28 protein-coding genes are annotated in these 25,487 nt (G+C 63.3%); 18 read left to right on the top strand and 10 right to left on the bottom strand.

Annotated elements, in window-relative coordinates; genetic code table 11:
- Window positions 1-44 precede the first annotated feature (44 nt).
- From rnd to LVS58_RS13935, 3 genes are read left to right on the top strand one after another with little or no spacing between them, the layout of a single operon-like run.
- Window positions 45-1,178: a ribonuclease D gene (gene rnd / locus LVS58_RS13945; protein WP_233691581.1), complete on the top strand. Its 1,134-nt coding sequence runs from the start codon at window positions 45-47 to the stop codon at window positions 1,176-1,178.
- A complete protein-coding gene (locus tag LVS58_RS13940; RefSeq protein ID WP_003254683.1) occupies window positions 1,175-1,468 on the top strand; it encodes a YcgL domain-containing protein in 294 nt (97 codons plus the stop codon). The genes rnd and LVS58_RS13940 overlap by 4 nt, the downstream gene beginning before the upstream one ends.
- A gap of 2 nt (window positions 1,469-1,470) precedes the next feature.
- The gene (locus LVS58_RS13935) at window positions 1,471-2,403 is read left to right on the top strand and encodes a D-2-hydroxyacid dehydrogenase (RefSeq protein ID WP_233691580.1); all 933 of its coding nucleotides are present in this window, start codon (window positions 1,471-1,473) and stop codon (window positions 2,401-2,403) included.
- A 111-nt stretch (window positions 2,404-2,514) separates the two neighbouring features.
- Here the strand turns inward: LVS58_RS13935 and LVS58_RS13930 are convergent, their stop codons facing one another.
- Complete coding sequence (locus LVS58_RS13930) at window positions 2,515-3,108, bottom strand: nitroreductase family protein (RefSeq protein WP_233691579.1); 594 nt, start codon at window positions 3,106-3,108, stop codon at window positions 2,515-2,517.
- A gap of 145 nt (window positions 3,109-3,253) precedes the next feature.
- On the opposite strand from LVS58_RS13930, the gene LVS58_RS13925 reads away from it, so the two are divergent.
- On the top strand, window positions 3,254-3,703 hold the full coding sequence (locus LVS58_RS13925; protein ID WP_233691578.1) for a YcgN family cysteine cluster protein: 450 nt from the start codon (window positions 3,254-3,256) through the stop codon (window positions 3,701-3,703).
- A 41-nt stretch (window positions 3,704-3,744) separates the two neighbouring features.
- Complete coding sequence (locus tag LVS58_RS13920) at window positions 3,745-4,953, top strand: hypothetical protein (protein ID WP_233691577.1); 1,209 nt, start codon at window positions 3,745-3,747, stop codon at window positions 4,951-4,953.
- A gap of 57 nt (window positions 4,954-5,010) precedes the next feature.
- Here LVS58_RS13920 and LVS58_RS13915 read toward each other — a convergent pair whose 3' ends face one another.
- Entirely contained in the window at window positions 5,011-5,481 is a 471-nt protein-coding gene (locus tag LVS58_RS13915; RefSeq protein ID WP_014590033.1) for an RNA methyltransferase, read from the bottom strand.
- Between the two features lie 71 nt (window positions 5,482-5,552).
- On the bottom strand, window positions 5,553-5,924 hold the full coding sequence (locus tag LVS58_RS13910; protein WP_003254676.1) for a YajD family HNH nuclease: 372 nt from the start codon (window positions 5,922-5,924) through the stop codon (window positions 5,553-5,555).
- A gap of 132 nt (window positions 5,925-6,056) precedes the next feature.
- On the opposite strand from LVS58_RS13910, the gene LVS58_RS13905 reads away from it, so the two are divergent.
- Window positions 6,057-6,335, top strand: a complete 279-nt coding sequence (locus LVS58_RS13905) for a hypothetical protein (RefSeq protein ID WP_233691576.1) — start codon at window positions 6,057-6,059, stop codon at window positions 6,333-6,335.
- A gap of 140 nt (window positions 6,336-6,475) precedes the next feature.
- Here LVS58_RS13905 and LVS58_RS13900 read toward each other — a convergent pair whose 3' ends face one another.
- Window positions 6,476-8,518: a S9 family peptidase gene (locus tag LVS58_RS13900; RefSeq protein ID WP_233691575.1), complete on the bottom strand. Its 2,043-nt coding sequence runs from the start codon at window positions 8,516-8,518 to the stop codon at window positions 6,476-6,478.
- 180 nt (window positions 8,519-8,698) lie between these two features.
- Between LVS58_RS13900 and LVS58_RS13895 the strand changes: the two genes are divergently transcribed.
- The 3 genes from LVS58_RS13895 to LVS58_RS13885 are packed head-to-tail and all read left to right on the top strand — an operon-like array spanning window position 8,699 to window position 10,515.
- On the top strand, window positions 8,699-9,196 hold the full coding sequence (locus LVS58_RS13895; RefSeq protein ID WP_233691574.1) for an MFS transporter: 498 nt from the start codon (window positions 8,699-8,701) through the stop codon (window positions 9,194-9,196).
- 14 nt (window positions 9,197-9,210) lie between these two features.
- Entirely contained in the window at window positions 9,211-9,984 is a 774-nt protein-coding gene (locus tag LVS58_RS13890) for a class II glutamine amidotransferase (RefSeq protein WP_003254671.1), read from the top strand.
- 9 nt (window positions 9,985-9,993) lie between these two features.
- Window positions 9,994-10,515 carry a DUF2937 family protein gene (locus LVS58_RS13885; protein ID WP_003254669.1) on the top strand — a complete coding sequence of 174 codons (522 nt, stop codon included), beginning with the start codon at window positions 9,994-9,996 and terminating at the stop codon, window positions 10,513-10,515.
- A 56-nt stretch (window positions 10,516-10,571) separates the two neighbouring features.
- Here LVS58_RS13885 and LVS58_RS13880 read toward each other — a convergent pair whose 3' ends face one another.
- The gene (locus LVS58_RS13880) at window positions 10,572-11,483 is read right to left on the bottom strand and encodes a LysR family transcriptional regulator (RefSeq protein ID WP_233691573.1); all 912 of its coding nucleotides are present in this window, start codon (window positions 11,481-11,483) and stop codon (window positions 10,572-10,574) included.
- Window positions 11,484-11,613: 130 nt separating this feature from the next.
- Between LVS58_RS13880 and LVS58_RS13875 the strand changes: the two genes are divergently transcribed.
- The 4 genes from LVS58_RS13875 to LVS58_RS13860 are packed head-to-tail and all read left to right on the top strand — an operon-like array spanning window position 11,614 to window position 15,286.
- Window positions 11,614-12,900 (top strand): MFS transporter, encoded by a 1,287-nt coding sequence (locus LVS58_RS13875; RefSeq protein ID WP_233691572.1) that lies wholly within the window; start codon window positions 11,614-11,616, stop codon window positions 12,898-12,900.
- A 9-nt stretch (window positions 12,901-12,909) separates the two neighbouring features.
- Window positions 12,910-13,686: a 5-oxoprolinase subunit PxpA gene (locus LVS58_RS13870; protein ID WP_233691571.1), complete on the top strand. Its 777-nt coding sequence runs from the start codon at window positions 12,910-12,912 to the stop codon at window positions 13,684-13,686.
- Window positions 13,686-14,372: a 5-oxoprolinase subunit PxpB gene (pxpB, locus tag LVS58_RS13865; RefSeq protein WP_233691570.1), complete on the top strand. Its 687-nt coding sequence runs from the start codon at window positions 13,686-13,688 to the stop codon at window positions 14,370-14,372. The genes LVS58_RS13870 and pxpB overlap by 1 nt, the downstream gene beginning before the upstream one ends.
- Window positions 14,369-15,286, top strand: a complete 918-nt coding sequence (locus LVS58_RS13860) for a biotin-dependent carboxyltransferase family protein (RefSeq protein ID WP_233691569.1) — start codon at window positions 14,369-14,371, stop codon at window positions 15,284-15,286. The genes pxpB and LVS58_RS13860 overlap by 4 nt, the downstream gene beginning before the upstream one ends.
- A gap of 66 nt (window positions 15,287-15,352) precedes the next feature.
- On the opposite strand, the gene LVS58_RS13855 is transcribed toward LVS58_RS13860, so the two are convergent.
- The 3 genes from LVS58_RS13855 to LVS58_RS13845 all read right to left on the bottom strand — a co-directional run bounded on the left by LVS58_RS13855 (window position 15,353) and on the right by LVS58_RS13845 (window position 18,663).
- Window positions 15,353-16,531 carry a vWA domain-containing protein gene (locus LVS58_RS13855; RefSeq protein WP_233691568.1) on the bottom strand — a complete coding sequence of 393 codons (1,179 nt, stop codon included), beginning with the start codon at window positions 16,529-16,531 and terminating at the stop codon, window positions 15,353-15,355.
- Between the two features lie 13 nt (window positions 16,532-16,544).
- Complete coding sequence (locus tag LVS58_RS13850; RefSeq protein ID WP_013973748.1) at window positions 16,545-17,390, bottom strand: AAA family ATPase; 846 nt, start codon at window positions 17,388-17,390, stop codon at window positions 16,545-16,547.
- Between the two features lie 199 nt (window positions 17,391-17,589).
- On the bottom strand, window positions 17,590-18,663 hold the full coding sequence (locus tag LVS58_RS13845; RefSeq protein WP_233691567.1) for a DUF748 domain-containing protein: 1,074 nt from the start codon (window positions 18,661-18,663) through the stop codon (window positions 17,590-17,592).
- 132 nt (window positions 18,664-18,795) lie between these two features.
- Between LVS58_RS13845 and cysK the strand changes: the two genes are divergently transcribed.
- The 4 genes from cysK (at window position 18,796) to LVS58_RS13825 (ending at window position 22,194) form a co-directional block, all read left to right on the top strand.
- The gene (cysK, locus tag LVS58_RS13840; RefSeq protein ID WP_233691566.1) at window positions 18,796-19,770 is read left to right on the top strand and encodes a cysteine synthase A; all 975 of its coding nucleotides are present in this window, start codon (window positions 18,796-18,798) and stop codon (window positions 19,768-19,770) included.
- Between the two features lie 172 nt (window positions 19,771-19,942).
- Window positions 19,943-20,878 (top strand): aspartyl/asparaginyl beta-hydroxylase domain-containing protein, encoded by a 936-nt coding sequence (locus LVS58_RS13835; RefSeq protein WP_003254653.1) that lies wholly within the window; start codon window positions 19,943-19,945, stop codon window positions 20,876-20,878.
- Between the two features lie 156 nt (window positions 20,879-21,034).
- Window positions 21,035-21,196, top strand: a complete 162-nt coding sequence (locus LVS58_RS13830; RefSeq protein ID WP_233691565.1) for a hypothetical protein — start codon at window positions 21,035-21,037, stop codon at window positions 21,194-21,196.
- A gap of 116 nt (window positions 21,197-21,312) precedes the next feature.
- Window positions 21,313-22,194, top strand: a complete 882-nt coding sequence (locus LVS58_RS13825) for a DMT family transporter (protein WP_233691564.1) — start codon at window positions 21,313-21,315, stop codon at window positions 22,192-22,194.
- Window positions 22,195-22,197: 3 nt separating this feature from the next.
- Here LVS58_RS13825 and LVS58_RS13820 read toward each other — a convergent pair whose 3' ends face one another.
- Together LVS58_RS13820 and LVS58_RS13815 are read right to left on the bottom strand one after the other, a co-directional pair.
- A complete protein-coding gene (locus tag LVS58_RS13820) occupies window positions 22,198-22,656 on the bottom strand; it encodes a DUF4265 domain-containing protein (RefSeq protein WP_004576044.1) in 459 nt (152 codons plus the stop codon).
- Between the two features lie 13 nt (window positions 22,657-22,669).
- Entirely contained in the window at window positions 22,670-23,545 is an 876-nt protein-coding gene (locus LVS58_RS13815) for a DMT family transporter (RefSeq protein ID WP_233691563.1), read from the bottom strand.
- A 207-nt stretch (window positions 23,546-23,752) separates the two neighbouring features.
- Here LVS58_RS13815 and aceK point away from each other — a divergent pair, with 207 nt between their 5' ends.
- A complete protein-coding gene (gene aceK, locus LVS58_RS13810; protein WP_003254647.1) occupies window positions 23,753-25,468 on the top strand; it encodes a bifunctional isocitrate dehydrogenase kinase/phosphatase in 1,716 nt (571 codons plus the stop codon).
- The last annotated feature ends 19 nt before the right edge of the window (window positions 25,469-25,487 follow it).

Below are 25,487 nucleotides of genomic sequence, written 5' to 3'. Positions count from 1 at the left end.
CCCGCGCCGTATATACTGCGCGCCAATGTTAGTGGGAGAGCCTTGTGGCCATCGAAATTCACTGGATCCGTGACGACCAGAGCCTGGCCGAACACTGCCGCGACTGGCATCAGCTGCCCTTTGTCGCCGTCGACACCGAATTCATGCGGGTCGACACTTTCTACCCCAAAGCCGGGCTGATTCAGATCGGCGACGGCCAACGCGCCTTTCTGATCGACCCGTTGCTGATCGGCAACTGGCAACCCTTGGCCGACCTGCTGGAAGACAGCGGTGTGGTCAAGGTGCTGCACGCCTGCAGCGAAGACCTTGAAGTGCTGCTGCGCCTGACCGGCAAGCTGCCTCAGCCGCTGTTCGACACTCAGCTGGCCGCCGGTTACCTGAACCTGGGCTTTTCCATGGGTTACTCGCGCCTGGTGCAGGAAGTGCTGGGCATCGAATTGCCCAAAGGCGAAACCCGTTCCGACTGGCTGCAACGCCCGCTCTCGGAAACCCAGGTCAGCTACGCTGCCGAAGACGCCGTGCACCTGGCCGAGCTGTTCACCGTGCTGCGCCCGCGGCTGAGTGACGACAAGTATGCCTGGGTGCTGGAGGACGGCGCCGAGCTGGTGGCTGCGTTGCGCCGTGAAGTCGAGCCCGAAAGCCTGTACCGCGACGTCAAGCTGGCCTGGAAGCTGGCGCCTCAACAACTGGCAGTGCTACGTGAGCTGTGCGCCTGGCGCGAGCGCGAAGCGCGCAACCGCGATGTGCCGCGTAATCGTATCCTCAAGGAGCACTCGCTGTGGCCCATGGCCAAAAGCCAGCCGAACAACCTGTCGGCCTTGGCCAAGATCGACGAGATGCACCCGCGCACCATTCGTCAGGACGGCGAGTGCCTCATCCAACTGATCCAGCGCGCCGCCAGCCTGCCTCCCGAGCAATGGCCAGCGCCCTTGCCCGAGCCGCTGCCGATCGAGGCTGCAGGCCTGCTCAAGCAGCTGCGTGCCATCGGCCAGGCCGAAGGCGAGCGCCTGGGGATTGCGCCCGAGCTGATGCTGCGCAAGAAAACCCTGGAAGCGCTGCTCAAGAGCGGATACCCCAATGGCCCTTATCAACTGCCCGATTCGCTGCGCGGCTGGCGCCGTGAGCGCATGGGCCAGGCCCTGCTGGATAACCTGGCAGGTGCCGGAGAAACCCGATGAAACGCATTTGCTCGATCTACAAGAGCCCACGCAAGAACGAAATGTACCTGTACGTGCTCAAGGCTGACGGCCTGGAGCGCGTGCCCGAAGGCCTGCTGCCGTTCTTCGGCACCCCTGTGCACGCTTTCGACCTGGTGCTCAGCCCTGAGCGCAAGCTGGCCCGCGAGGACATCACCAAGGTGCTGGAGAACCTCGAAAGCCAAGGCTACCACCTGCAGATGCCGCCGCTGGAAGATGAGTACATCGAGCACCTGCCCGAAGAGCTGCTGCGCCGTAACGACCCCGTCTGACCATGCGCGTACTGATCGCTGAGCATGACCATGCTCGATACGCCGGGCTTTTGCACACAGCCGCGCCAGAACTGGAAGTGCTGACCAGCGGCGACTCTGCCGAACTGGCTCGCCAGGCACCGCAGTGCCCGGTGTGGCTGGGCCAGCCGGACTTGCTGGCCAGTCTGCTGCGCCAAGGCCACAAGCCGGACTGGATGCAGTCGACATGGGCCGGTATCACGCCGTTGCTGGCCGACGGCCTGCCGCGTGATTACCGCCTGAGCCGCGCAGTTGGCATCTTTGGGCAGGTGATGGCCGAGTACATGCTCACCTATATGCTGGGCCATGAGCGTGAGGTGCTGTCGCGCCTGGTCAGCCAGGTCGAACGGCGGTGGGACGACCGCCCGGGGTGCAGCCTGGAAGGGCGCAAGGTCCTCATTGTGGGTGTAGGCGACATCGGTCAGCGTGTGGCCGAGTTCCTGCAGCCGTTTGGCGTGGAGCTTTACGGGGTTGCCAGCAGCGCCCGTGCGCAGGCCCCGTTCGTCGAGGTGGCGGCGCTGGCCGACCTGCCGCGCATGGTTGGCCAGGTCGACTACGTGCTAAACCTGCTGCCGGATACCCCGGCGACTCATGACCTGTATGACGCAGCGCTGTTCAAGTGCTTCCAGCCCTCGGCCTTGTTCATCAATGCCGGACGTGGTGTGGCGGTGGTCGATGCCGACCTGGTTGAGGCGTTGAAGGAGGGGCATCTGGCAGGTGCGGTGATCGATGTGTGCCGCCAGGAGCCGCTGCCCAAGCAACACCCGTTCTGGACCGCCTGGGGCTTGCTGCTGACCGGGCACAGCTCGGCGCCCACCTCACCGGCGGCGATGGTGCGCCTGTTTGTGGAGAATGTGCGAGCGTATGCGGCGGGTCAGGGGTTGCGTGGCGAAGTCGATTTCGCCCGGGGCTACTGATTGTTGTGCCTGTACCGGCCTCTTCGCGGGTAAACCCGCTACAGCGCAGGGTGGTAATCCCCCGTAGGAGCGGGCTTGCCCGCGAAGAGGCCAGCACGGCCAACACAAACCTTACAGACTGAAATCGCCTTCAGCAGCCAGCTCGCTCAGCGGCTTGCGCGGGCTCGGCACTTCACGCGCCTGCAGTGCTTCATCCAGGCTGGCCTTGTCCCCCAGCTTGCCGATCGCCACCATGGCATGCAGCACGTAGCCGTCAGGAATCTTCAGTTCCTGACGTGCCAGGTCCTGATCGAAGCCGGCCATGCCATGGGTATGCCAGCCGCTGAGGCTGGCTTGCAGGGCCAGGTGCCCCCAGGCAGAGCCCGTGTCGAAGGTGTGCCACAGCGCCGGTTTTTCTTCCGTGGCGCCCGGGGCGGCGAAGGTGGTTTTCGAAATGACCAGCACCAGCGCCGACGCGTGTTGCGCCCAGCTGCGATTGAACGGCACCAGCAGGCTCAGGTAACGCGCCCAGTTCGGCGTGTCACGGCGGGCATACAGGAAGCGCCAAGGCTGCGAGTTGTACGCCGACGGCGCCCAGCGCGCGGCTTCGAGGAAGCTCAGCAGGGTTTCTTCGCTGATCGGCTCGGCGGTGAAGGCGCGTGGTGACCAGCGGTTGATGAACTGCTCGTTGATGGCGTAATCGGCAATGCGGGGGGTGGCGCTCATGGCGGCTCCTGCAAACGGACGGGAAAAGCGCACGCTACTGCGTGCCGTCGCGACTGACAAGCGGTCTGGCTTTGCCGAAGCCCAGGCTCTAGACTGGCGCCGCCGCGCGCCGTGGCCCCCAAGATGAATGCAGGAACCCTGTGTGATGACCGCTGAAAACGCGCCGTTCTGGCGGCGCAAGACCCTCGAACAACTCAGCCAGCAAGAGTGGGAGTCGCTGTGCGATGGCTGTGGCCTGTGCTGCCTGCAAAAGCTCGAGGACGAAGACGACAACAGCGTCTATTACACGCGCATCGCCTGCAAATTGCTGGACCTGGACACGTGCCAGTGCAGCGACTACCCCAACCGTTTCGCCCAGGTGCCAGACTGCATCCAGCTTACCCCGGGCAAGGCCGACCAGTTCAAGTGGTTGCCGAGTACCTGCGGTTACCGTCTGGTCAGTGAGGGCAAAGACTTGCCGGCCTGGCATCACCTGGTCTGTGGTGATCGCCAGCAGGTCCATGAACAGCGCATTTCCCAGTCGGGGCGTATGCTCAGTGAACACGATGTGCACGAAGACGACTGGGAAGACCACCTGATCTTCCGCGCCAGCTGACCGGCGCGGCCCGCTGTCTCGGGGAAACAAGGAGTTTCTGTATGCGTTGCCAGCTGTTGTTGCTGTTGGGCCTGATGGCCAGTTCGCCGGCCTGGGCGAAAAAGGTCGACCTCCACTACCAGGTGCGCCTGCTGCCTGCCAGTGGCCAGGCCGAGGTCCGCGTAACATTGGCCGAAGGCAGCGCGGTGCGCAGCCTGGACTTCGACCTGGGCAAGGCGGGGGCCTACAGTGGCTTCCAGGCTGATGGGCAATGGCAACTGAAGGGGCAGCGTGGTGTATGGCAGCCGGCGGCCGGCAAGACCAGCCTCAGCTACCGTGTGCAGCTGGACCAGAAACTCGCCAGCGGCGCCTATTCATCACGCATCACCCCGCACTGGGCATTGTTCCTCGGCGACCAGCTGATACCCCCTGCGCGCCTCGATCAGCAGGATGGTACCGAGCTGGTGGCGCGCCTGGCTTTCGACCTGCCCGAGGGCTGGAAGAGCATCGAAACGTCCTGGCCGCGCATCGGCAAGGGGAAGTTTCGCATCGACAATGTGTCTCGCCTGTTCGATCGCCCGACCGGCTGGATGCTTGCCGGCGACCTGGGCAGCCGCCGCGCGCGCCTGGGCGAGACCGAAGTGACCGTGGCCGCGCCGGTGGGGCAGGGCATGCGGCGCATGGACAGCCTGACCTTGCTCACATTCGTCTGGCCACAACTACAAGCTGTGTTCCCGCGTAACCCGCCCAAGCTGCTCTTGGTCGGGGCGCGTGACGGCATGTGGCGAGGAGCTATGGCTGCGCAGGGCTCGTTGTACCTGAACAGTGCCCGGCCCATGGTCAGCGAAAACGGCAATAGCCCGTTGCTGCGCGAATTGGTGCAACTGTTCGCGCAGATTGAGGGGCGTGACGGCAGTGACTGGCTGGTAGAGAGCCTGACCGATTATTACGCCAACGAGTTGCTACGCCGCTCGGGCGGGATGAGTGATGACCGCTACCAGGTCTGGCAGGCGCGCCTGAGCAAGCAGGGCGCCAAGGTCAACCGGCTCAAGGGTGAACGCGCAAGTCCGGCCCAGGTGGCCCGTGGCGTGATGCTGTTGCAGGCATTGGACAAGGAAATCCGCATTCACACCCAGGCCAAACGTTCGTTGGACGATGTAGTGCGTGGGCTGATGCGCCTGCCCAGCGTCAGTACCGAGGACTTCGTGCAGATCAGCGAGAACGTGCTGGGGCGGCGTTCGGATGTGCTGCAGAGCAAGGTGCTGCACTAGGCAATCCCTGGCGCCTGCACCGGCCTTTGACGCCCCAGGCCTGGCCGCACGGCCTTTTTATTTGAACTTGGGCCCCGAGCGGGTATTCAGCCCCTTGGCCATGCGGTCATACAGCACCACATTCACCGTCGCCGCCAGGTTCATGCAGCCCTCGGTCGGGATGTAGATAGTCTCTTCACACCATCCCCGCACCTCTTCGCTCAACGAGCCATCCTCTGGCCCGAAGATGTAAATGGCCCGGTCCGGGTGGGTGTAATCCGGCAATGGCCGCGCGCCCTCCACCAGCTCTACCGCCACTGGCGTGCAGCCCAGCGGGATAATGCGCTGCAGGTCGTCGATGCCGATCAGCGGGATGTCATAGTGCACGCGCTTGGTGTCGGTGACGAAGTCACGTGCGCGTTCATAGCGTTTGCCCGTGTAGAACACCGAATTGACGCCATAGCAGCCCGCGGCGCGCATCACAGAGCCGACGTTTTCTGCCGACTTGGGGTTGAACAGGCCGATGCAGCTGTATCGTTTGTTTGCCACGTACCGGGGCCCTTCGCGAAAAAAGCGCGATTATACGGGCTGCCCGGTAACAGCGGGGGGCGAATCGATAGTCAGTCTTTCTTCAGCATGCCCGCCAGCCCGGCAAACGGGTTGTGCGTAGCCTTGGCAATGCTCGGGGTGCTGGTGGAGCCTTCGCTGAAGTACTGCTGGTCGGTGTAGCGCGAGTGTTCGTTGTCGTGGCAGTACAGGCACAGCAGCTCCCAGTTGGAGCCGTCCTGAGGATTGTTGTCGTGGTTATGGTCACGGTGATGCACGGTCAGTTCGCTCAGGCGCTTGCCGGCGAACTCGCGGGCGCAGCGGCCGCAAACGTGCGGGTACATTCTCAGGGCCTTGTCGCGGTAGCCCATTTCCTTGTCGCGCTTGGCATCGGCCAGGATGCGGTCGAGGCGCGCGGTGGCGGCGGCAGAAGAGGTGGAGCTCATGGTGTTTCCTTTGTTCTGATCAGGCAGGTGACGGTTATGCCATTGAGTCTAGCGCGCTTGCAGGCCAGGCGGACAGGCGAAAGCGTTGATTTAGGCGTAGCCTGTAGAAAGGTTCCCGACAGGAGGTTGCTGATGTTTCACGCGATCCTCACCGCGCTGTTGATGGCTGGCCTGCCCATGGCAGAAGCTGCCAGCACGCCACCTCGTCTCAATACGCCAGTGCCTGGTGCGCCGGGTACGCCTACGCCCACGCCATACCCGCAGATAACCCCGAGTACACCGCCCAAGGCTTACGACAGCCAGCCGGGGGCGCCACTGTTGCCGCCGATGCCAGTGCCCGGCCCGCCGAAGGACCAGCCATTGCCCGGGTTGCGGCCGGAGCCGCCGAAGCCGGTTGTGGAGGATGATTGACGGGTGCGAGCTGAGGGGGCTGGGGCTGCTTTGCAGCCCATCGCGACACAAGGCCGCTCCCACAAGTTGGACTGGATTGCGCGCCAGTCTGTGGGAGCGGCCTTGTGTCGCGATGGGGGTGCAACGCGCCCCCCGCTATCTCAAAGAATACCCAGCTCGCCAAACACGAACGCATACTCCAGGGCCACATCCTTCAACCCTTGGTACCGCCCGCTCATCCCGCCATGCCCAGCCCCCATCTCGGTCTTGAGCAGCAGCAGGTTGCTGTCGGTCTTGAGCGTGCGCAACTTCGCCACCCATTTGGCTGCCTCCCAATATTGCACGCGGCTGTCGTTGTAGCCCGCCACCACCAGCATCGCCGGGTAGGCCTGCGCTTTCAGGTTCTCGTACGGTGCATAAGCCTTGATCCGTTCATACACCTCCGGCTCCTCAGGGTTACCCCATTCATCGTACTCGGTCACGGTCAGCGGCAGCTCCGGGTCGAGCATGGTGTTGAGCACATCGACGAAGGGCACTTCGGCAATCGCGCAGCGGAACAGCGCCGGGCGCAGGTTGAGCACCGCGCCGATCAGCAGGCCGCCCGCGCTGCCACCACTGATGGCCAGGCGGTCGGCAGCAGTCACGCCCTGGCTGATCAGGTGCTCGGCGCAGGCGATGAAGTCGCTGAAGGTGTTGTGCTTGTGCTCCTGCTTGCCGGCACGGTACCAGGCCTCCCCCAGTTCACCGCCACCACGCACGTGGGCGATGGCAAAGGCCACGCCGCGCTCCAGCAGGCTCAGGCGTGCATGTGAGAACCAGGGGTCGAGGCTTTCGCCATAGGCGCCATAGCCGTACAGGTACAGGGGCACGGTCTTGCCCAGGTCCTGGCGGCGGCGTACCAGGCTGATCGGGACCTGGGTGCCGTCCGCTGCGGTTGCCCACAGGCGCTCACTGACATAGTCATCGGCATCGAATGCACCCAGTACCGGGGTTTGCTTGAGCACCACCTGGTCGCCCGTGGACAACGCCAGCTGGCGTACCTGGGCCGGGCGGTTGAGCGCTTCATAGCGCAAGCGTATGCGAGTGCTGGCAAATTCCAGGCTGTCCTGCACGTACAGGCTGTAGGCGGCGTCTGGCAGTTCGACGCGGTAGGCCGGCAAGCCCTGCGGGCGTACTTCGATGATCGGCAGGCCGCCCTCGCGCAGGCTCAGGGTCAGGGCATCGGCGTTCAGGCTAAGGCCTTCGAGCATGACCGTGTCGCGGTGCGCCACCAGCACCTGCCACTGTTCGCGGCTTGGCACTGGCGCGACGGGCGCGTGGTACAGGGCGAAGTTGATGCCATCCTGGTTGGTGCGGATGAACCAGCGCCACTGGCCATCGAGTTGGCCATGGTCAGGGAAGTATTCGTGGCCTTCGACACGCGGCGCCAGGCAGGTGAACGGCGCCTGCGGGGTTTCGGCGTCCAGCACCCAGGCCTCGCTGGTAGTCTTGCTGTTCAGCAGCAGCACCAACTGGCGCTCGGAACTGGTGCGGTAGCAGTGCAGGAAAAAACGCCCGTCCGGCTCTTCGAACACGGTTTGCGCGGCGTCGCTGCCCAAGGTGTGGCGACGCAGGCGCCAGGGGCGGTGGGTGTCGTCCAGCTCAGCGAAGAACAGCGTCTGGCTGTCGTTGGCCCAGGTCAGGCTACCGTCGCAGTTGTCGAAGGGCAGGGTGGTGACACGGCCACTGGCCAGATCCTTGACATACAGGGTATAGATTTCGTCGCCGCTGGTGTCGAGGCTGTAGGCCAGCAGGCGGTGGTCGGGGCTGATGTTGAACGCACCGAGGGAGAGGAAACCGCCGTTGGCCAGGGCGTTGGGGTCGAGCAGCAGTTGCTCCTGGCTTTGATCGACGGTGTTCGAGTCGTCGGCCGGGCGTGGGCAGCGGTAGTGACGCGGGTATTCGTCGCCGGCGGTGGTACGGGTGTAGTACAGGTAGGAGCCCCAGGGCGCCGGCAATGACAGGTCGGTCTCCAGGATGCGGCCCTTGATTTCTTCGAACAGTCGCTCACGCAACGCTGCCTGGTCGGCCAGGCAGGCTTCCTGGTAGGCGTTTTCGGCTTGCAGGTAGGCGAGTACCTCGGGGGTGTCGCGTTGTTGCAGCCAGGCATACGGGTCGGTGGCCTGGTCGGCGTGGGCAATCGGGGGTTGGGGCTTGGTTGGCATTGAAGATCTCTTGGTTGGGGTTGCCTGTGCCGGCCTCTTCGCGGGTAAACCCGCTCCTACGTCGGTGCGGTCCCTGGTAGGAGCGGGTTTACCCGCGAAGAGGCCGGCACAGGCAAACACTGTCTGCGCCCGGAAAAGTGTTTATCATAGGCATCTCTTTGCCTGGCTTGCACGAACACCATGACCGAGAACGACTACACCTTCGCTTGGGGCCTCTACGCTGTTGCCGCCCTGGGCTGCCTGCTGGTGGGCTTCAAGCTCACCGGCTGGATGTGGCGCTGGCTGCGCGAACCGCTACGGGTGGTGCTGGCGGTGCTGCTGCTGACCCCGACCATCGTCGACCCGGTCAAGGACAGCTTCGCCCCTGCAATCGCCATCACTGCGCTGGATGTCGCTTTCAAGGTCGGCAACAACGCCTGGCGCGCTGTGTCCGACTTCGCCATGTACGGCATGATCGCCTTCGGCCTGTACTTCCTCTTCGTGCTGCTGCGCTGGCCGCTGGAAAAGCGCGCGCGCGCACGCCGTGAGCAGGCCGACGCCGCCGCCAGGCGTCAGTTGGCCGAGGATGACCAGCTCGGCACCCAGGCACCGCTGGCTGCCGAGCGCAGCGACCGCTACCGTGACGACTTGCCGCCCGCCGCTGCGCGTGGCGCAGGCCGGGTCGAGCCTCGTCTGTAAACGGAGACACGCCTATGTGCGAACTGCTGGGCATGAGTGCCAACGTCCCTACCGACATCGTTTTCAGCTTTACCGGCCTGATGCAGCGGGGCGGGCGTACCGGCCCGCACCGTGACGGCTGGGGTATCGGCTTTTACGAAGGCCGCGGCCTGCGCCTGTTCCAGGACCCGGCCGCGAGCAGCGAGTCGGAAGTGGCCAACCTCGTACAGCGCTACCCGATCAAAAGCGAAGTGGTGATCGGTCATATCCGTCAGGCCAACGTCGGCAGGGTGTGCCTGTCCAACACCCACCCGTTCGTGCGCGAAATGTGGGGCCGCAACTGGTGCTTCGCGCACAACGGCCAGCTGGGTGACTTCAAGGGCCTGGCCAGTTTTTACCGGCCAGTGGGCGACACCGACAGCGAAGCGGCCTTCTGCGACCTGCTCAACCGCATCCGCAGCGCCTTCCCCGAACCGGTGCCGGTGGAACAGCTGCTGCCTGTGCTGGTCGAAGCCTGTGCCGGTTACCGTGGTCAGGGCGTGTTCAACTGCATGCTCAGCGACGGCGACTGGCTGTTCTGCTTTTGCTCGACCAAGCTGGTGCACATTACCCGCCGTGCGCCCTTTGGTGCCGCACGGTTGAAGGATGTCGACCTGATCGTCGATTTCCATACCGAAACCACCCCCAACGACGTCGTCACGGTGATTGCCACCGAGGCCCTGACCGAGAACGAGACCTGGCACCGCTACGCGCCGGGTCAGTGGGCCCTGTGGCGGCACGGTGAGTGCGTGGCGCACGGCCAGAGCTAAGGACGCTGCATGTTCAGAAGTTACCTGCGATTGCTGTTGTTCACCTTCGGCCTGCTGGCCGGTATCCAGGTCCCGGGGCTGGTCAAGGACTATAGCCAGCGGGTCGAAGCGCACCTGTTCGAATCGCGCGAGGCGCTCGATGGTTTCCGGCAAACGGCCGAGCGCTTTTTCAAGGGCGACTTGCAGGCGCTGCTGCAGCACTACCGCAGTAGCGACGACCCGGTGTTCAACAGCGATGCCAACAGCATCGAAAGCCTGATGATCCGCAACGAACTGCTGGAAAACGAATGGCAGGTGCTGCAAGGGTCATGGGCCGAGCGTACCTGGCACGTGCTGGTGCAGGCCGACCCGCAGTTGCGTGAAGAAACCCTCAATGGCTACAGCTACCAGATTCTGCTGGTGCCCGAGGCGATTGGCTGGGGTGTGGGTGCCGGATTTGTGCTGGCCTTCGTGGTCGAAAGCCTGTTGTTGGGGATTGGCTGGCTGATCCTGGGCGGGCGGCGCAGGGTGGTGAAGGAGAGCTGGCGCTAAGTTCTGCTGTACCTGTACCAGCCCGCGACAGGGCCGGTACAGGCATAGACTGTCGTTCAGACCAGCACGATACGCTGCCCACCCACATCCCGCGCATACCGCTCCAACACCTGCCGGCAAACCCCAACCACCTCATCAACCAACGCCACCCCGGTCTGCCACGCCACCACCAGCTCAAGGCTCGGCGGCGGCTGCAACCCTTCCAGCAGCACCAGCTCGCCCCGGCCCAACTCGGCGTCCACCAGCGCCGGCGGTAGCGCGCCAATGCCAAAGCCGTCGCGCAGTAGCCGGGTAATCGCCGCCACCGAGTTCACGCAATTCAATCGCGGCGCCTCTGCCCCCGCAGCCTGCAGCAAGCTCAGCACCTCCTGGTGCGGCCGTGAATTCTTCGAGAAGGTGATAATGCGCTCGCGCCCAAGTTCGGCCAGCGACGCATAGTCCCGGTGCTGGTGGGCGCCTGCGGCCACCACCCAGCCCATTGGGTAGCGCGCCAGGTCGAGGCTGCGGATCGATTGCTCGCGCAGCAAGTCGGTCTGCACTATCACGTCAAGAAAGCCCTTCTGCAGCTGCTCGCGCAAGTTCAGCGCGGTGTCGGCCACCAGTTCGATTTCCACCTGCGGGTAGCGCTCGGTCAGCTCCGCCACCAGCGCGCTCATCCAGGTGTGGATCACAGTGTCCATTACCCCGATGCGAATGCGCCCGACCTTGGCCCGGTCGCTGTCCAGCGACTGCTTCATGGCCTTGGCGGTTTCCAGCATGCGTTCGGCGTATTCCAGCACCTTGCCGCCCTCGGGGGTCAGGCTGACCCCGCGAGAGTCGCGCAGCAGCAGCTTCACGCCCAGGTCAGCCTCCAGTGCGGCAATACGGCTGGACACCGAAGCCTGGGTGGTGAACAGCTTTTCTGCCGTCAGGCGGAAGCTCTTGAGCCGGGCGACCCAGACGAAGGTTTCGAGGAAGCGAAGGTTCATGATCAGTTTTTCTTGTTCCAGACCGGCGGTTTTTTTCGTTGGACGCAGGCGAGGCGGCCTCTGAACAATGGCGCCCAGGCCGCGACGCTTCATGTCGCCCATAAAACAATACCAACAAGCCGAGGCATCCATGAACCCCACCGGCGTGCAACAGCAGGTCAGTTCCCTTCGTTCGTCCGGGCCTTTCGCCTGGTACCGCGACATCGACAAACAGCAACGACGTACCTTCTGGAGCTGCAAGATTGGCTATGGCCTGGACGGCATGGACACACAGATGCTCAGTTTCGTCATTCCTACGCTGATCATGCTGTGGGGTATCACCACCACCGAAGCCGGGTTGATCCATACCAGCACGCTGATCGCCTCGGCTGTCGGAGGCTGGTTGGCCGGTATCCTCTCCGACCGCATCGGCCGGGTGCGTACCCTGCAACTGACGGTGTTGTGGTTCGCCTTCTTCACCTTTCTGTGCGGCTTCGCTCAGAACTACGAGCAACTGTTGATTGCCCGAACCCTGATGGGCTTTGGCTTCGGTGGCGAGTGGACCGCCGGCGCGGTGTTGATCGGCGAGGTGATCCGTGCCCAGGACCGCGGCAAGGCGGTGGGCATGGTGCAGTCCGGTTGGGCAATTGGCTGGGGCCTTACGGCCATCCTCTATGCGCTACTGTTCTCTTGGCTGCCGGCAGAGCAGGCCTGGCGCGCGTTGTTCCTGCTGGGGCTGGTGCCGGCACTCTTCGTCATCTTCGTTCGCCGCCTGGTCAAGGACCCTGAGGTATATCGCAAGGCCAAGGCGGTGGAAAACGCCGAGACACCTTCGCGCTTCTACGAAATCTTCGCGCCGGGCATGCTCTGGACCACCGTGCGGGCATCCCTGCTGACCACCGGCGCGCTCGGCGGTTACTACGCCATCACCTCGTGGCTGCCAACCTTCCTGAAGAACGAACGCGGCCTGAGTGTGCTGGGCACGGGTGGTTATCTGGCCATGGTGATCGTCGGCTCGTACGTGGGCTATGTGGTCAGTGCTTATCTGTCCGACCTGCTGGGGCGCAAGAAGAACTTCATCCTGTTCGCCGTGGGCTCTTTCGTCATTGTGCTGTTGTACACGCAGATGTCGGTCAGCGATGGCGTGATGCTGTGGCTGGGCCTCCCGCTGGGCTTTTTCGCCTCGGGTATCTTCAGCGGCATGGGGGCGTTTCTGACCGAACTGTTCCCCACGCGCATTCGGGGCTCGGGGCAGGGCTTCTGTTACAACATTGGCAAGGTCATTGCCGCGCTGTTCCCGTTAATGATCGGCATGCTCGGCCAGAACGTTCCGTTGGGCCTGGGTATCGGCGTATTTTCGGCTGTGTCCTACGGCATTGTGATCGTGGCGGCCTTGAGCTTGCCGGAAACCCGCGGCAAACAGCTGCAAGCGCGGTAAGGTAGGCATATGCACAACAACAACGGAGGCCGCGTGGTGGAACGCCTGCTACTCAATTGCGACATGGGCGAGAGTTTCGGCAGCTGGCGCATGGGCCTGGACGCCGAGGTCATGCCTTACATCGATTGCGCCAACATCGCCTGCGGCTACCATGCCGGCGACCCCGGTATCATGCGTCGCACGGTGACGTTGGCGTTGGAGCACGGGGTGACAATCGGCGCTCATCCGGCCTACCCGGACCTGGTCGGCTTTGGCCGCCGTTCCATGGCCTGCAGCCCGGAAGAAATCCGTGACCTGCTGCATTACCAGATCGGTGCGCTGGAGGGCATCTGCAAAGTGCTGGGTGGTCGTGTGGCCTATGTGAAGCCCCATGGCGCACTGTACAACGACATGATGGCCGACCCGCTCAAGCTGCGTACCGTACTGGAGGCCGTAGCGGCCTATGACGGCAACCTGCCGTTGATGCTGATGGCCACCGCCGACAACCGTGCCGCCCAGGCACTGGGCGATGAAATCGGCGTGCCGCTGTGGTTCGAGGCGTTCGCAGACCGCGCATACACCGCCAGCGGCCATCTGCGGTCGCGGCGCCTGCCGGGCGCGGTGCATCACGACCCGGCACGGGTGGTGGAGCAGGCGGTGCGTCTGGCCCGAGGCGAAACGCTGTTGGCTGACGATGGCAGTGCCTTGCAGCTTGCCGCTCGCACCCTCTGCGTGCATGGCGACAACGACAGTTCGGTGGCGGCGGTGCGGCAGATCCGCCAGGCCCTCGATGGGCTGGAGGCGTGATGAAGCCGCGAATCGAAGTGGTCGCCATCGACAGCCTGATGGTCCGCCTGTTCGACCGTATCGATGAGGCCAACATGCCATGGATGCTTGCCGCCAGTCGGTGCTTGAGCGCGGCGTTCGGTGAGCATTTGCTGGACCTGGTGCCGTCCTATACCACGCTGATGGTGCAGTCTGCCCTGCCGCCAGGGGAGGCCAGGGCGCGAATCGCTCAGGCGCTGGACGGCTTGCAGCCTGACACAGGCAGTGGCGGCCGCCGCCACGAGATCCCGGTGTGGTACGACGCCAGTGTCGGCCCCGAGCTGCCTGTGCTGGCGGCCCGCAGCGGCTTGAGTGAAACTGAGATTGTGCGCTTGCACGGCGAACGTGATTACCCGGTGTTTGCCCTGGGCTTCGCACCCGGTTTCGGCTTCATGGGCCTGGTCGACGAGCGCTTGGCCAGCCCTCGTCTGAGTACCCCGCGCAAGCGCGTGGCGGCGGGCAGCGTGGGTATTGCCGAACGCCAGACGGCGGCCTACCCGGCAGTATCGCCGGGTGGCTGGAACCTGATCGGGCGCACCCCAGTGCGCTTGTTCGACCGTGAGCGTGAGGGTTACAGCCTCTTGCAACCCGGTGACCGGGTGCGCTTCGTGCCGGTTTCGCGCAGCGAATTCCTGGCCATGGGTGGTGATGTGGAGGCGCAGGGATGAAGCAGTTGATGATCGAGGCCAGTACGCCGTTGTGCCAGTTACAGGATGCCGGGCGTTTTGGCGTGCGCCACCTTGGCGTGACCCAGGGCGGGGCGCTGGATTGGGTGGCGATGCACTGGGCCAACTGGCTGCTGGGCAACCCGTTGGGGGCGCCGGTGGTCGAGGTGGCACTGGGTGGTTTTTGCGTGGTGGCCGAACAGGATTGCGTGCTGGCCCTGGCCGGTGCCGACCTGGATGCGTGTGTCGATGATCAGCCCCTGGCGCCTTGGCGCAGCTTTGTCCTGGCCAAGGGGCAGCGCTTGACCCTGAAGCAGCCCAAAGTGGGTGTGCGGGCGTATCTGGCGGCACCGGGTGGGTTCCTGGGCGAGGAGGTGCTGGGCAGTTGTGCCACCGTGGTACGTGAAGCACTGGGTGGCATCGACGGCCAGGGTGCTGCGCTGGCTAAACACCAGGCATTGGCTTTTACCGGTAGCAATTCCCCCCTGCGCGAAGTGCCGCAAGCGTTGCGCCCGCAGTTTGCAGAAAGGCCGCTGCTCGACCTGGTGATGGGCGCGCAGATCGGCGACTTCAGCGGTACCAGCCTGTTCGAAGCATTCAACCGGGGGTGGACACTGGATAGCCGGGCTGACCGCATGGGCATCCGGTTGTTGGGCCCGCAGCTGGTGTACCAAGGGGCGCCGATGATCTCCGAAGGGATTCCGCTGGGGGCGGTACAGGTGCCGCCGGACGGGCAGCCGATCGTGCTGCTCAATGACCGGCAGACCATTGGTGGGTACCCGAGGCTGGGCGCGCTGACGCCGCTGGCGCTGGCGCAACTGGCGCAGTGCATGCCGGGGGCGGTGGTGCGGTTCAGGGCGGTGGTGCAGGATGAGGCCTGGCGCCAGCAGCAGGATTACCTGAACCGCTGGCGGTAGACCGGGCGGCCTCTTCGCGGGTGAACCCGCTCCTACACACGTGCTGTGCATGCCTTGGCGGCAATGTTACTTGGACAGGTAGCGCATCCCGTCCTCCAACCCTTGCAGGGTCAGCGGATACATCTTGTCCTCGATCAGGTCGCGCACCAGATGGGTCGACGCGGTGTAGTCCCAGGCCTGCTTGGGGTACGGGTTGATCCAGATGATCTTCTTGAATTTTTCCATGAAGCGCTGGATCCACACATACCCGGCCTCTTCGTTCCAGTGCTCCACGCTGCCACCCGGCTGTGTGATCTCGTAGGGCGCCATGGCCGCGTCACCGACGAACACCACCTTGTAGTCATCGCCATACTTGTGCAGCAGGTCGAAGGTGGAAAAACGCTCGGACGTGCGGCGCAGGTTGTTCTTCCACACCGACTCATAAACGCAATTGTGGAAGTAGTAATACTCCAGGTGCTTGAACTCGGTCTTGCAGGCCGAGAACAGCTCTTCGCAGACTTTGACGTGGGCATCCATCGAACCGCCAATGTCGAAGAGCAACAGCAGCTTCACGGTGTTGCGCCGTTCGGGGCGCATCTGGATGTTCAGCAACCCGGCATCACGCGCGGTATGGTCGATGGTGCCGTCGATGTCCAGCTCTTCGGCGGCGCCTTCGCGGGCGAACTTGCGCAGCCGGCGCAGGGCCAGCTTGATGTTGCGGGTGCCCAGCTCGACCTGGTCGTCGAGGTTCTTGTACTCGCGTTGGTCCCAGACTTTTACCGCCTTGCCCTGACGCTTGCCGGCGTCACCAACGCGGATGCCCTCGGGGTTGAAACCACCCGAGCCGAACGGGCTGGTGCCGCCGGTACCAATCCACTTGTTGCCGCCAGCGTGGCGTTCCTTTTGCTCTTCGAGGCGCTGCTTGAATGCCTCGATAAGCTTGTCCAGGCCGCCCAGCGACTGGATCTGTGCGCGTTCTTCATCGCTCAGCGAGCGCTCGAACTCCTTGCGCAGCCAGTCTTCGGGGATCAGCGCCTCGATGTGCCGGTCGAGGTTTTCCAGGCCCTTGAAGTAGGCTGCGAAGGCTCGGTCGAACTTGTCGAAGTGGCGCTCGTCCTTTACCAGAATGGCGCGGGCGAGGTAGTAGAACGCGTCCATGTCGGCGAACACCACGTGCTTTTGCAAGGCCTGGTGCAGGTCGAGCAGTTCACGCACCGAAACCGGCACCTTGGCCGCACGCATCTCATTGAACAGATTGAGCAGCATGGCCCTGCTCCTGTCAGCGGTTGCCGCGCCGGCTCATGAAGGCCAGGCGCTCGAGCAGTTGTACATCCTGCTCGTTTTTTACCAGCGCACCGGCCAGCGGCGGGATGGCCTTGGTCGGGTCGCGTTCGCGCAGCACCGCTTCACCGATGTTGTCGGCCATCAGCAGCTTGAGCCAGTCGACCAGCTCGGAGGTGGACGGCTTTTTCTTCAGCCCCGGCACCTTGCGCACGTCGAAGAACACATCCAGCGCCTCGCTGACCAGCGACTGGCTGATGTTCGGGTAGTGCACATCGACGATCTGCTGCAGGGTAGTGCGGTCGGGGAAGGCGATGTAGTGGAAGAAGCAGCGGCGCAGGAAGGCGTCCGGCAGCTCTTTTTCGTTGTTCGAGGTAATGATGATGATCGGACGCTGCCTGGCCTTGATGGTTTCGTCGATTTCGTAGACGTAGAACTCCATCTTGTCGAGCTCTTGCAGCAGGTCGTTGGGGAACTCGATATCGGCCTTGTCGATTTCGTCGATCAGCAGAATGACCCGCTCTTCGGCCTCGAAGGCCTCCCACAGCTTGCCCTTTTTCAGGTAGTTGCGCACATCGTGCACCTTGTCCACTCCCAGCTGCGAATCGCGCAGGCGGCTGACCGCGTCATACTCGTACAGCCCCTGGTGGGCCTTGGTGGTGGACTTGATGTGCCAGGTGATCAGGCGCGCACCGAACGAGGCCGCCAACTGCTCGGCGAGCATGGTCTTGCCGGTGCCCGGTTCGCCCTTGACCAACAGCGGGCGTTCGAGGGTAATGGCCGCGTTTACCGCCAGTTTCAGGTCGTCTGTGGCGACGTAGTCGCGGGTGCCTTCGAACTTCATGGGGGTTGTCCTCTATTCAGGGCTTGGCGGGCCTCTTCGCGGGTAAACCCGCTCCTACGGGGTTGCAGGAGCGGGTTTACCCGCGAAGAGGCCCGAACAGGCAGCACATAATCTTGATTTGTTTCCGACTATAACGCGGGGCCAGGCGGCTGCAAACGCAGACCGGGTATTCAGTCCCTGAATGCCCCGTCACGCTGTCTCAGTCAGACTTCGGCGCTGGTTGCTCATAGCGCGCATTGAATGCCTGGACAAACCCGTTGCGCAGGATCTGCAAGAACGCCTCGAAGGCGCTGACATCCTGTTTGCGCACACTGCCGCTGAGTTCCACCCGGGTCGCGAACTGGTTTTTCGGCTGGTTCTTCAGCACCGTCTCGGTCGCACCCACCAAGGCCTCCCACACCGAGCGGAAGAAGCCCTTGTCCTTCTCCTCGACATCCTGCTGCCAGTCGAACACATCGACATCGCGCAGCAGCGGCTTTATATAGCCGCTCAGCCGGCCGTTTTCTGCCTGGGCTTCGATGACCACGTCACCGTGCCCGGCATTGAAGTCGAATTTGCCGTAAGCGCTGGCAAAGTCATTCAGTTTGCGCAGCTCGATGCCGGTGGCGCGAAGCCTGAATTCGAAGTCGTCGAAATCGCTGAACGGGTCGAAGGTGGCACGGCTTTCAATCTTTGCATCTCCCGCTATGAGCGCCGTACCTTCGAAACTTGCATCGCGACGGCCTTTCTGGTCGCGCACGTTGGTCAGGTTGCGGATGCTGGCGTTCAACCGGGTGGCCTTGAGGTCGACCGGTGGCTTGGAGTTGAAGTTGCGGAACGTCAGCACGCCATTGTCGATACGCACTTCGTTGAGGGTGATGGGCAGCAGTTTTTCCAGCTGCTGGCGCCAGTCAGTCCCTTGGCCGGTCTGCGATGCCTGTTTGCTACCACCGTCGACAAAGTTCAGCTCGGGGCGCACGAAGGTCACCTCCGCCACCACGGCCTTGTCGTACCACAACGAATGCCAGCTCACCGACAGGTCGATCAGGGGGGCGTCGAGAAACGGTACGGGCACCTTGCCGGTGGTCTTGACGATTTTCAGCCCATTTATCTGATAGGCACCGCGCCACCAGGCCAGGTCCACATCGGCTACCTGGCCGCGGTAGTCACCCATGTCGGCCAGCTTGTCGTTGAGGTAGTCGCGCACCAGATAGGGCAGGGCCAGGTGCAGCGCCACCAGCAGCATGATCAGGCTGGCCAGGCCGACCAGCGGCCAGCGATAGCGTGCTTTCATGAGGCTGTCTCCAAGGCGGGATGTGCGGTTGACCGCAACGTGCCGGGCTGAGTTCGAACAGGCTTTACGGGCCACCGCCGCAGGCTTACCCTTGAGGCATTTCCCTGCTTTTTCATGCCAAGGACCCCTGCCATGAGCCGTATCTTTGCAGACAACGCCCACTCCATCGGTAACACGCCGCTGGTGCAGATCAACCGCATTGCCCCGCGCGGCGTTACCATCCTGGCCAAGATCGAAGGGCGCAACCCCGGGTACTCGGTCAAATGCCGCATTGGCGCGAACATGGTCTGGGACGCCGAGAGCAGCGGCAAGCTCAAACCGGGCATGACCATCGTCGAGCCCACCTCGGGCAACACCGGTATCGGCCTGGCCTTCGTCGCCGCCGCCCGCGGCTACAAGCTGATGCTGACCATGCCCGCCTCGATGAGCCTGGAGCGCCGCAAGGTGCTGAAGGCACTGGGCGCCGAGCTGGTATTGACCGATCCGGCCAAGGGCATGAAGGGCGCGATCGAGAAGGCCAACGAAATCGTCGCCTCCGACCCGCAGCAGTACTTCCTGCCGGGCCAGTTCGAAAACCCGGCCAACCCGGCCATTCACGAGAAAACCACCGGCCCAGAGATCTGGAACGACACGGACGGCGCCATCGACGTGCTGGTGGCGGGCGTGGGCACTGGCGGCACCATCACCGGCGTGTCGCGTTACATCAAGCATACCCAGGGCAAGGCCATCCTGTCGGTGGCAGTGGAGCCTGTGGCATCGCCACTGATCAGCCAGACCCTGGCCGGCGAGGAACTCAAGCCCAGCCCGCACAAAATCCAGGGCATCGGCGCCGGCTTCGTGCCGAAAAACCTCGACCTGTCGATCATCGACCAAGTGGTGACGGTGACCGATGACGAGTCCAAGGCCATGGCGATTCGCCTGATGCAGGAAGAGGGCATCCTTTGTGGTATTTCCTGCGGTGCGGCAATGGCGGCAGCGGTGCGCCTGGCCGAAAAACCGGAAATGCAGGGTAAGACCATCGTCGTAATCCTGCCCGATTCTGGCGAGCGCTATTTGTCGAGCATGCTGTTCAGCGACATGTTCAGCGAGCAGGAAACCCAGCAGTAATCGGCCTTGCCGCTGATCCGGCGCAACGATCGGCGGCCTGGTTTATTGCAAAATCTTCATGAATGCGATCCCGCCCGGGTTGTTTTTACCGCGGCGGGATCGGTTTATGATGGCAGGATGATTTCCGAAGAGCAGGCAGCGTAGTGCTGGCTCTTCCTCAAGGAGTGAACGCATGACCTTTTCCTTTGCAGCCAAGGCGGGTGTCTTGCTGGTGTTTTTCGGCAGCGTGCTGTTCGTGCACCTGCGTGGCAAGGCCCGGCTGCCGGTGTTGCGCCAGTTCGTCAACCATTCGGCGCTGTTTGCCCCCTATAACGCCTTGATGTACCTGTTTTCCGGCGTGCCGTCCAAGCCCTACCTGGATCGCCAGCGCTTCCCGGAGCTGGACGTGTTGAAGGACAACTGGCAGGAAATTCGCGAAGAGGCCATGCGCCTGTTCGACGAAGGCTATATCCGTGCCGCCGAGAAAGATAACGACGCCGGCTTCGGTTCGTTCTTCAAGAAGGGCTGGAAGCGCTTTTACCTGAAGTGGTACGACAAACCGCTGCCTTCGGCGCAAACCCTGTGCCCGCGCACTGTCGAGCTGGTCAGCAGCATCCCCAATGTCAAGGGCGCAATGTTTGCCCTGCTGCCCGGCGGCAGCCACCTGAACCCGCACCGCGACCCGTTCGCAGGTTCGCTGCGTTATCACCTGGGGCTGTCCACGCCGAACTCCGATGCATGCCGCATCTACGTGGACGGTGAGCAGTACGCCTGGCGTGATGGTGAAGACGTGATGTTCGACGAAACCTACGTGCACTGGGTCAAGAACGAAACCGATGTCACCCGCGTGATCCTGTTCTGTGACATCGAGCGCCCGCTGAGTAGCCCGCTGATGACGCGCATCAATCGTAAGGTCAGTGCCTTCCTCGGCCGCGCTACCGCGCCGCAGAACACCGACGACGAGCGCGTCGGCGGGATCAACCAGGCGTACGCCTGGAGCAAGCGCTTCAGCAACAGGATCAGCAGCCATGTGAAGCAGTTCAAGCGCGCCAACCCCAAGGCTTACCGCGTGCTCCGGCCGGTACTGGCGGTGGTGGTGGCGTATCTGTTGTATCGCTGGTTGTTCTGATTTTTTCTGGCCTGACCGGCCGTTTTGCGGGGCACGCCCGCTGCCACAGGTGCGCCTCATCCTTCAGGGACGAGGGGGCGCTTGTGACCGCGGGGTTGTGCCGCGACGCATCACTCGCTATATTCCAGAACATTCACTTCCTCAAAGACCAAGTTCATGCCAGCCATCCCTTTCACCACACGCTTTGCCATCGCGCCAGTCGCGGGCATGGTCGTGCGTGGTAGCCAGCAGCCGGTCATGATCTGTCACTCCCCACCACCTGTCAGTGGCGTCGTAGGCGGCGTAGCTCCGCCTCATTGCGTGGTCGTGCTGGGCTGATCGGCTTCGTGCCGTACCCCTTCACACGCGCAACCTACTGAACTCGTTCGGCCACTGCTCACGTCGAAGCGCACGCCGACCGTTTGGCTTATCTGCCTACTATCAGGTGGCAATTCATGTCTGTCTTTACCAAAGCGTCTGTGGCCTCTGCGGCCACTACCTGCCTGTTCGTCCTGCTGTGGAGCAGCGGGGCGATCGTCTCCAAGCTCGGCCTGGCGCATGCCAGCCCGTTCGCCTTTCTGCTGTTGCGCTCGGCGCTGGCCCTGGCCGGGCTGTTGCTGATCGGGCCGTTGCTAGGGCTGCGCTGGCCGCGCACTCGCAGGAGCATTCTGCGCGCCCTGGGTACCGGGTGCGTGCTGCTCGGTGCCTATCAGATCTTCTATCTGCTGGCGCTTGATACCCATGTCACCCCTGGCGTGATGGCCACGGTGATGGGGGTACAACCGATCCTCACCGTGGTGCTGATGGAACGCCAGCGTTCCTGGAGCCGTTTGTTCGGCCTGGGTTTGGGGTTGGGCGGCTTGATCATGGTGGTCTACCAGGGCATCAACCTGGGCGGGGTATCGCTGGCGGGCATGCTGTTCGCCCTGCTGGCGCTGGTCAGCATGACCTTTGGCTCGATCCTGCAGAAACGCATTACCGACAACCCCATGGGCACACTGCCGCTGCAGTACCTGGCCGGCTTTGCCATGTGCGCGCTGTTTGCACCTTTGCAACCGCTTCATGTCGAGTGGACCGGCAGTTTCGTCGGTGCGTTGCTGTGGATGGGCCTGGTGGTTTCGCTGCTGGCAACCTTGCTGTTGTACCGGCTGATTGCCAAGGGCAACCTGGTCAATGTCACCAGCCTGTTCTACCTGGTGCCGGCAGTGACTGCGGTGATGGACTTGCTGATTTTCGGTAACCGCCTGGCGCCGCTTAGCCTGTTGGGCATGGGGCTGATCGTGGTAGGGCTGCTGTTCGTGTTTCGCAAGCCTGCCGCGCGGCTGGCCGAGGCGTAGGCCCTAGCGGAATTCTTCGGGGATGGCGTGGCGCAACACGCCTTCCTCGAAGTCCAGCAGGCCGGCTTCGCGCTGGGTGAGCAGGTAGTAGAGCAGGGTGTCGAGTGAGCGTTGTGGCGGGACCTCGACCGCCAACATCTTCACTGCTTGCTCGGTTTCACAGGCGCAGCCGAAATCCAGCAAGGCTGCGCGCACCTGGTCGAGGGTTTCCGGTGGTTTGACGACTACCCGGAACACCGAGCTGCCGCTGCTGTGGCGCAGTGCGGCGAACCAGGTTTCGCCAGCTTCCTCGCGGGTGTCGATCACGTCGCCCGGGGCGATGCCATAGACATGGAAGGGGATGTTGTCGATGGCATAGCCGCCTTCCACGGCCTTGGCCCACAGGCCCTCGACCGAGGCTGGTGGGTAGCCGTTCTCGTCCTGTTCCAGGCGGAACAGGACCTTTTTGTACGCGCTGTTCATGCAGTACTCCGCTTCAGCCGCGCGCCGGGCGCAGCACCAGCCACAACGCCAGGCCAATCAGCAGGCCGCCGTATAGATGGGCCATCGACAACGGCTCGTTCAGCAGCCATGCCCCCCACAATACGCCGAATACCGGGATCAGGAACGTGACGGTGCTGGCTTTTACCGGACCGATTTCTTCGAGCAGGCGGAAGTACAGGATGTAGGCAAAGGCGGTGCACAGCAAACCCAGCCCCAGCAACGACAACCACACCTCCCAGCCCCCCCAGCTGGCTGGCGGTTGGGTGAGTGCGCTCCAGCCAAACAGCGGGCTCAGCATCAGCGTGGCGCCGAGCATGCTGCCCAGTGCGGAAAGACGGCTGTCCAGGCCGCTGATCCAGCGGCGGGCGAGGAACCCGGCAAAGCCGTAGCAGGTGGTGGCCGCCAGGCAGGCGAGGGCGCCTTGCAGCAGGGCCATGTCCAGTGCCACCGGGCCGGCGCCGCTGAGGATGCCGACGCCGAACAGGCCAAGGAAGATGCCGCAGAGTTTGGCCAGGGTCATTGGCTCGCGGAAGAACAGTACGCCGACCAGCACGCCCATCAGCGGGGTGGTGGCGTTGAAGATCGCCGAATAGCCGGCCGGCAGCACTTGGGCCGCCACCGAGTAGAAGGTGGCGGGGATGCCGGAGTTGATCATGCCCAGCACCAGGCACGCGCCGAGCTTGCCCTGGAAGTCCCAGCGCACGCGGGCGGCGGCCAGTAGCACGATCAGGCCCAGGCAGGCGATGGACACCCGGAAGAACGCGGTCGGCACCGTGCCCAGTTCGGGGGCGATGATGCGCATGAACAGGAAACTCGCTCCCCAGACGGCGGCAAGGGTTAGCAGGCGGGCTAGGGCGATGGGGCTCACAACGGTCTCCGAGGGCAAGGCAGGGGCGCGAGTGTACGCCAGGGGGCGGGGGGATTCTTGTGCTTTCTTGCTGTGTAATTTCTCTCGGGCTGCAGGGCTGTGGACAAGGCTTCTCCAACTACGCCAGCTCGGGCCTTCAATGGCCGTAACCCATCAACCCAAGGGCGGCTAAGCTCTGTACTCAATTCCTGCTCCGAGGCCCCACGCATGTCCCAGCCCTGGCCCGCTGTCGAAATCGCCCGGATGATCCTCGCCGGCTTCGACGACTACCGCGATCATTTCCAGCGCATCACCCTTGGTGCTCGCCAGCGCTTCGAGCAGGCGCGCTGGCAGGATATCCAGCAGGCCGCCGCCGCCCGCATCAATCTTTACGAAGAGAAAGTCGCTGAAGTCAACGGTTGGCTGCGCCAGGCCTTTGCCGCCGAGGTGCTGCTGGACGTGGAACAGTGGCCGCTGGTGAAAAACGCCTATATCCACCTGATCGACCCGCGGCTGGACGACGAGCTGGCAGAGACCTGGTACAACTCGCTGTTTTGCAGCCTGTTCAGCCATGACCTGATCAGCGACGGCTGCATGTTCATCCACACCACCCGGCCTTCCATGCGCGGCCGCGAGCGCGCCGCGCAAACCCGTACCTATCGGCTGGACGGCAGTCTCAGGAACCTGCTGCGCGCGGTGTTCGCCGATTACCCGTTCGACATGCCCTATGGCGACCTGGAAGGCGACCTGGCGCGGCTGGAAGAACAACTGCGCGAATGCCTGCCCGACTGGGTGTGCAAGGACCCGGCGCTGGCCGTGGAGCTGTTTGTACCCGTGCTGTACCGCAACAAGGGGGCCTACCTGGTCGGCCGCCTGTACAACAGCGATGAGCAGTGGCCGTTGGTGATTCCCTTGTTGCACCGCGAGGGCCACGGTATCGAGGCCGATGCACTGATTACCGACGAGGCCGAGGTGTCGATCATCTTTTCGTTCACCCGCTCTTACTTCATGGCCGATGTACCGGTGCCAGCCGAGTTCGTCAATTTCCTCAAGCGCATTCTTCCGGGCAAGCACATTGCCGAGCTATACACCTCGATCGGGTTCTACAAGCAGGGCAAGTCGGAGTTCTACCGCGCGCTGATCAACCATCTGGCCAGCAGTGATGACCGTTTTGTCATGGCGCCAGGGGTACGGGGCATGGTCATGAGCGTATTCACCTTGCCCGGCTTCAATACGGTGTTCAAGATCATCAAGGACCGCTTTTCGCCATCGAAAACCGTGGACCGCGCCACGGTGATCGACAAGTACCGGCTGGTGAAGAGCGTCGACCGGGTGGGACGTATGGCTGACACCCAGGAGTTTGCCGATTTTCGCTTTCCCCGCAGCAAATTCGAGCCGGATTGCCTGGCCGAGTTGCTGGAGGTGGCACCGTCGACGGTGGCGCTGGAGGGCGACACGGTGCTGATCCGCCATTGTTGGACCGAGCGGCGCATGACGCCGTTGAACCTGTACCTGGAGCATGCCACCGAGGGCCAGGTGCTGGAGGCACTGGAAGACTACGGCCTGGCCATCAAGCAGTTGGCGGCGGCGAACATCTTCCCCGGCGACATGTTGCTGAAGAACTTTGGTGTGACCCGCCATGGCCGGGTAGTGTTCTATGACTATGACGAGATCAGCTTCCTGACCGAGGTGAATTTCCGCCACATTCCGCCACCGCGTTACCCGGAGGACGAAATGTCGGGCGAGCCGTGGTACTCGATCGGGCCGCATGATGTGTTCCCCGAAGAGTTTCCGCCGTTTCTGTTTGCCGATATGGGCCAGCGGCGGTTGTTCAGCCGCTTGCATGGGGAACTGTATGACGCGGATTACTGGAAGGGGCTGCAGGCGGCGATACGTGAGGGGAAAGTGATCGATGTGTTTCCGTATCGGCGCAAGGCCCGATGAATCAGGTCGAACAGGCCTG

It is taken from the genome of Pseudomonas sp. JR33AA (assembly GCF_021378985.1).
Classification (GTDB): Bacteria; Pseudomonadota; Gammaproteobacteria; order Pseudomonadales; family Pseudomonadaceae; genus Aquipseudomonas; species Aquipseudomonas alloputida.
The sequence above is the reverse complement of the archived record's forward strand: the minus strand, read 5'-3'. Positions and strand labels throughout refer to the sequence as shown.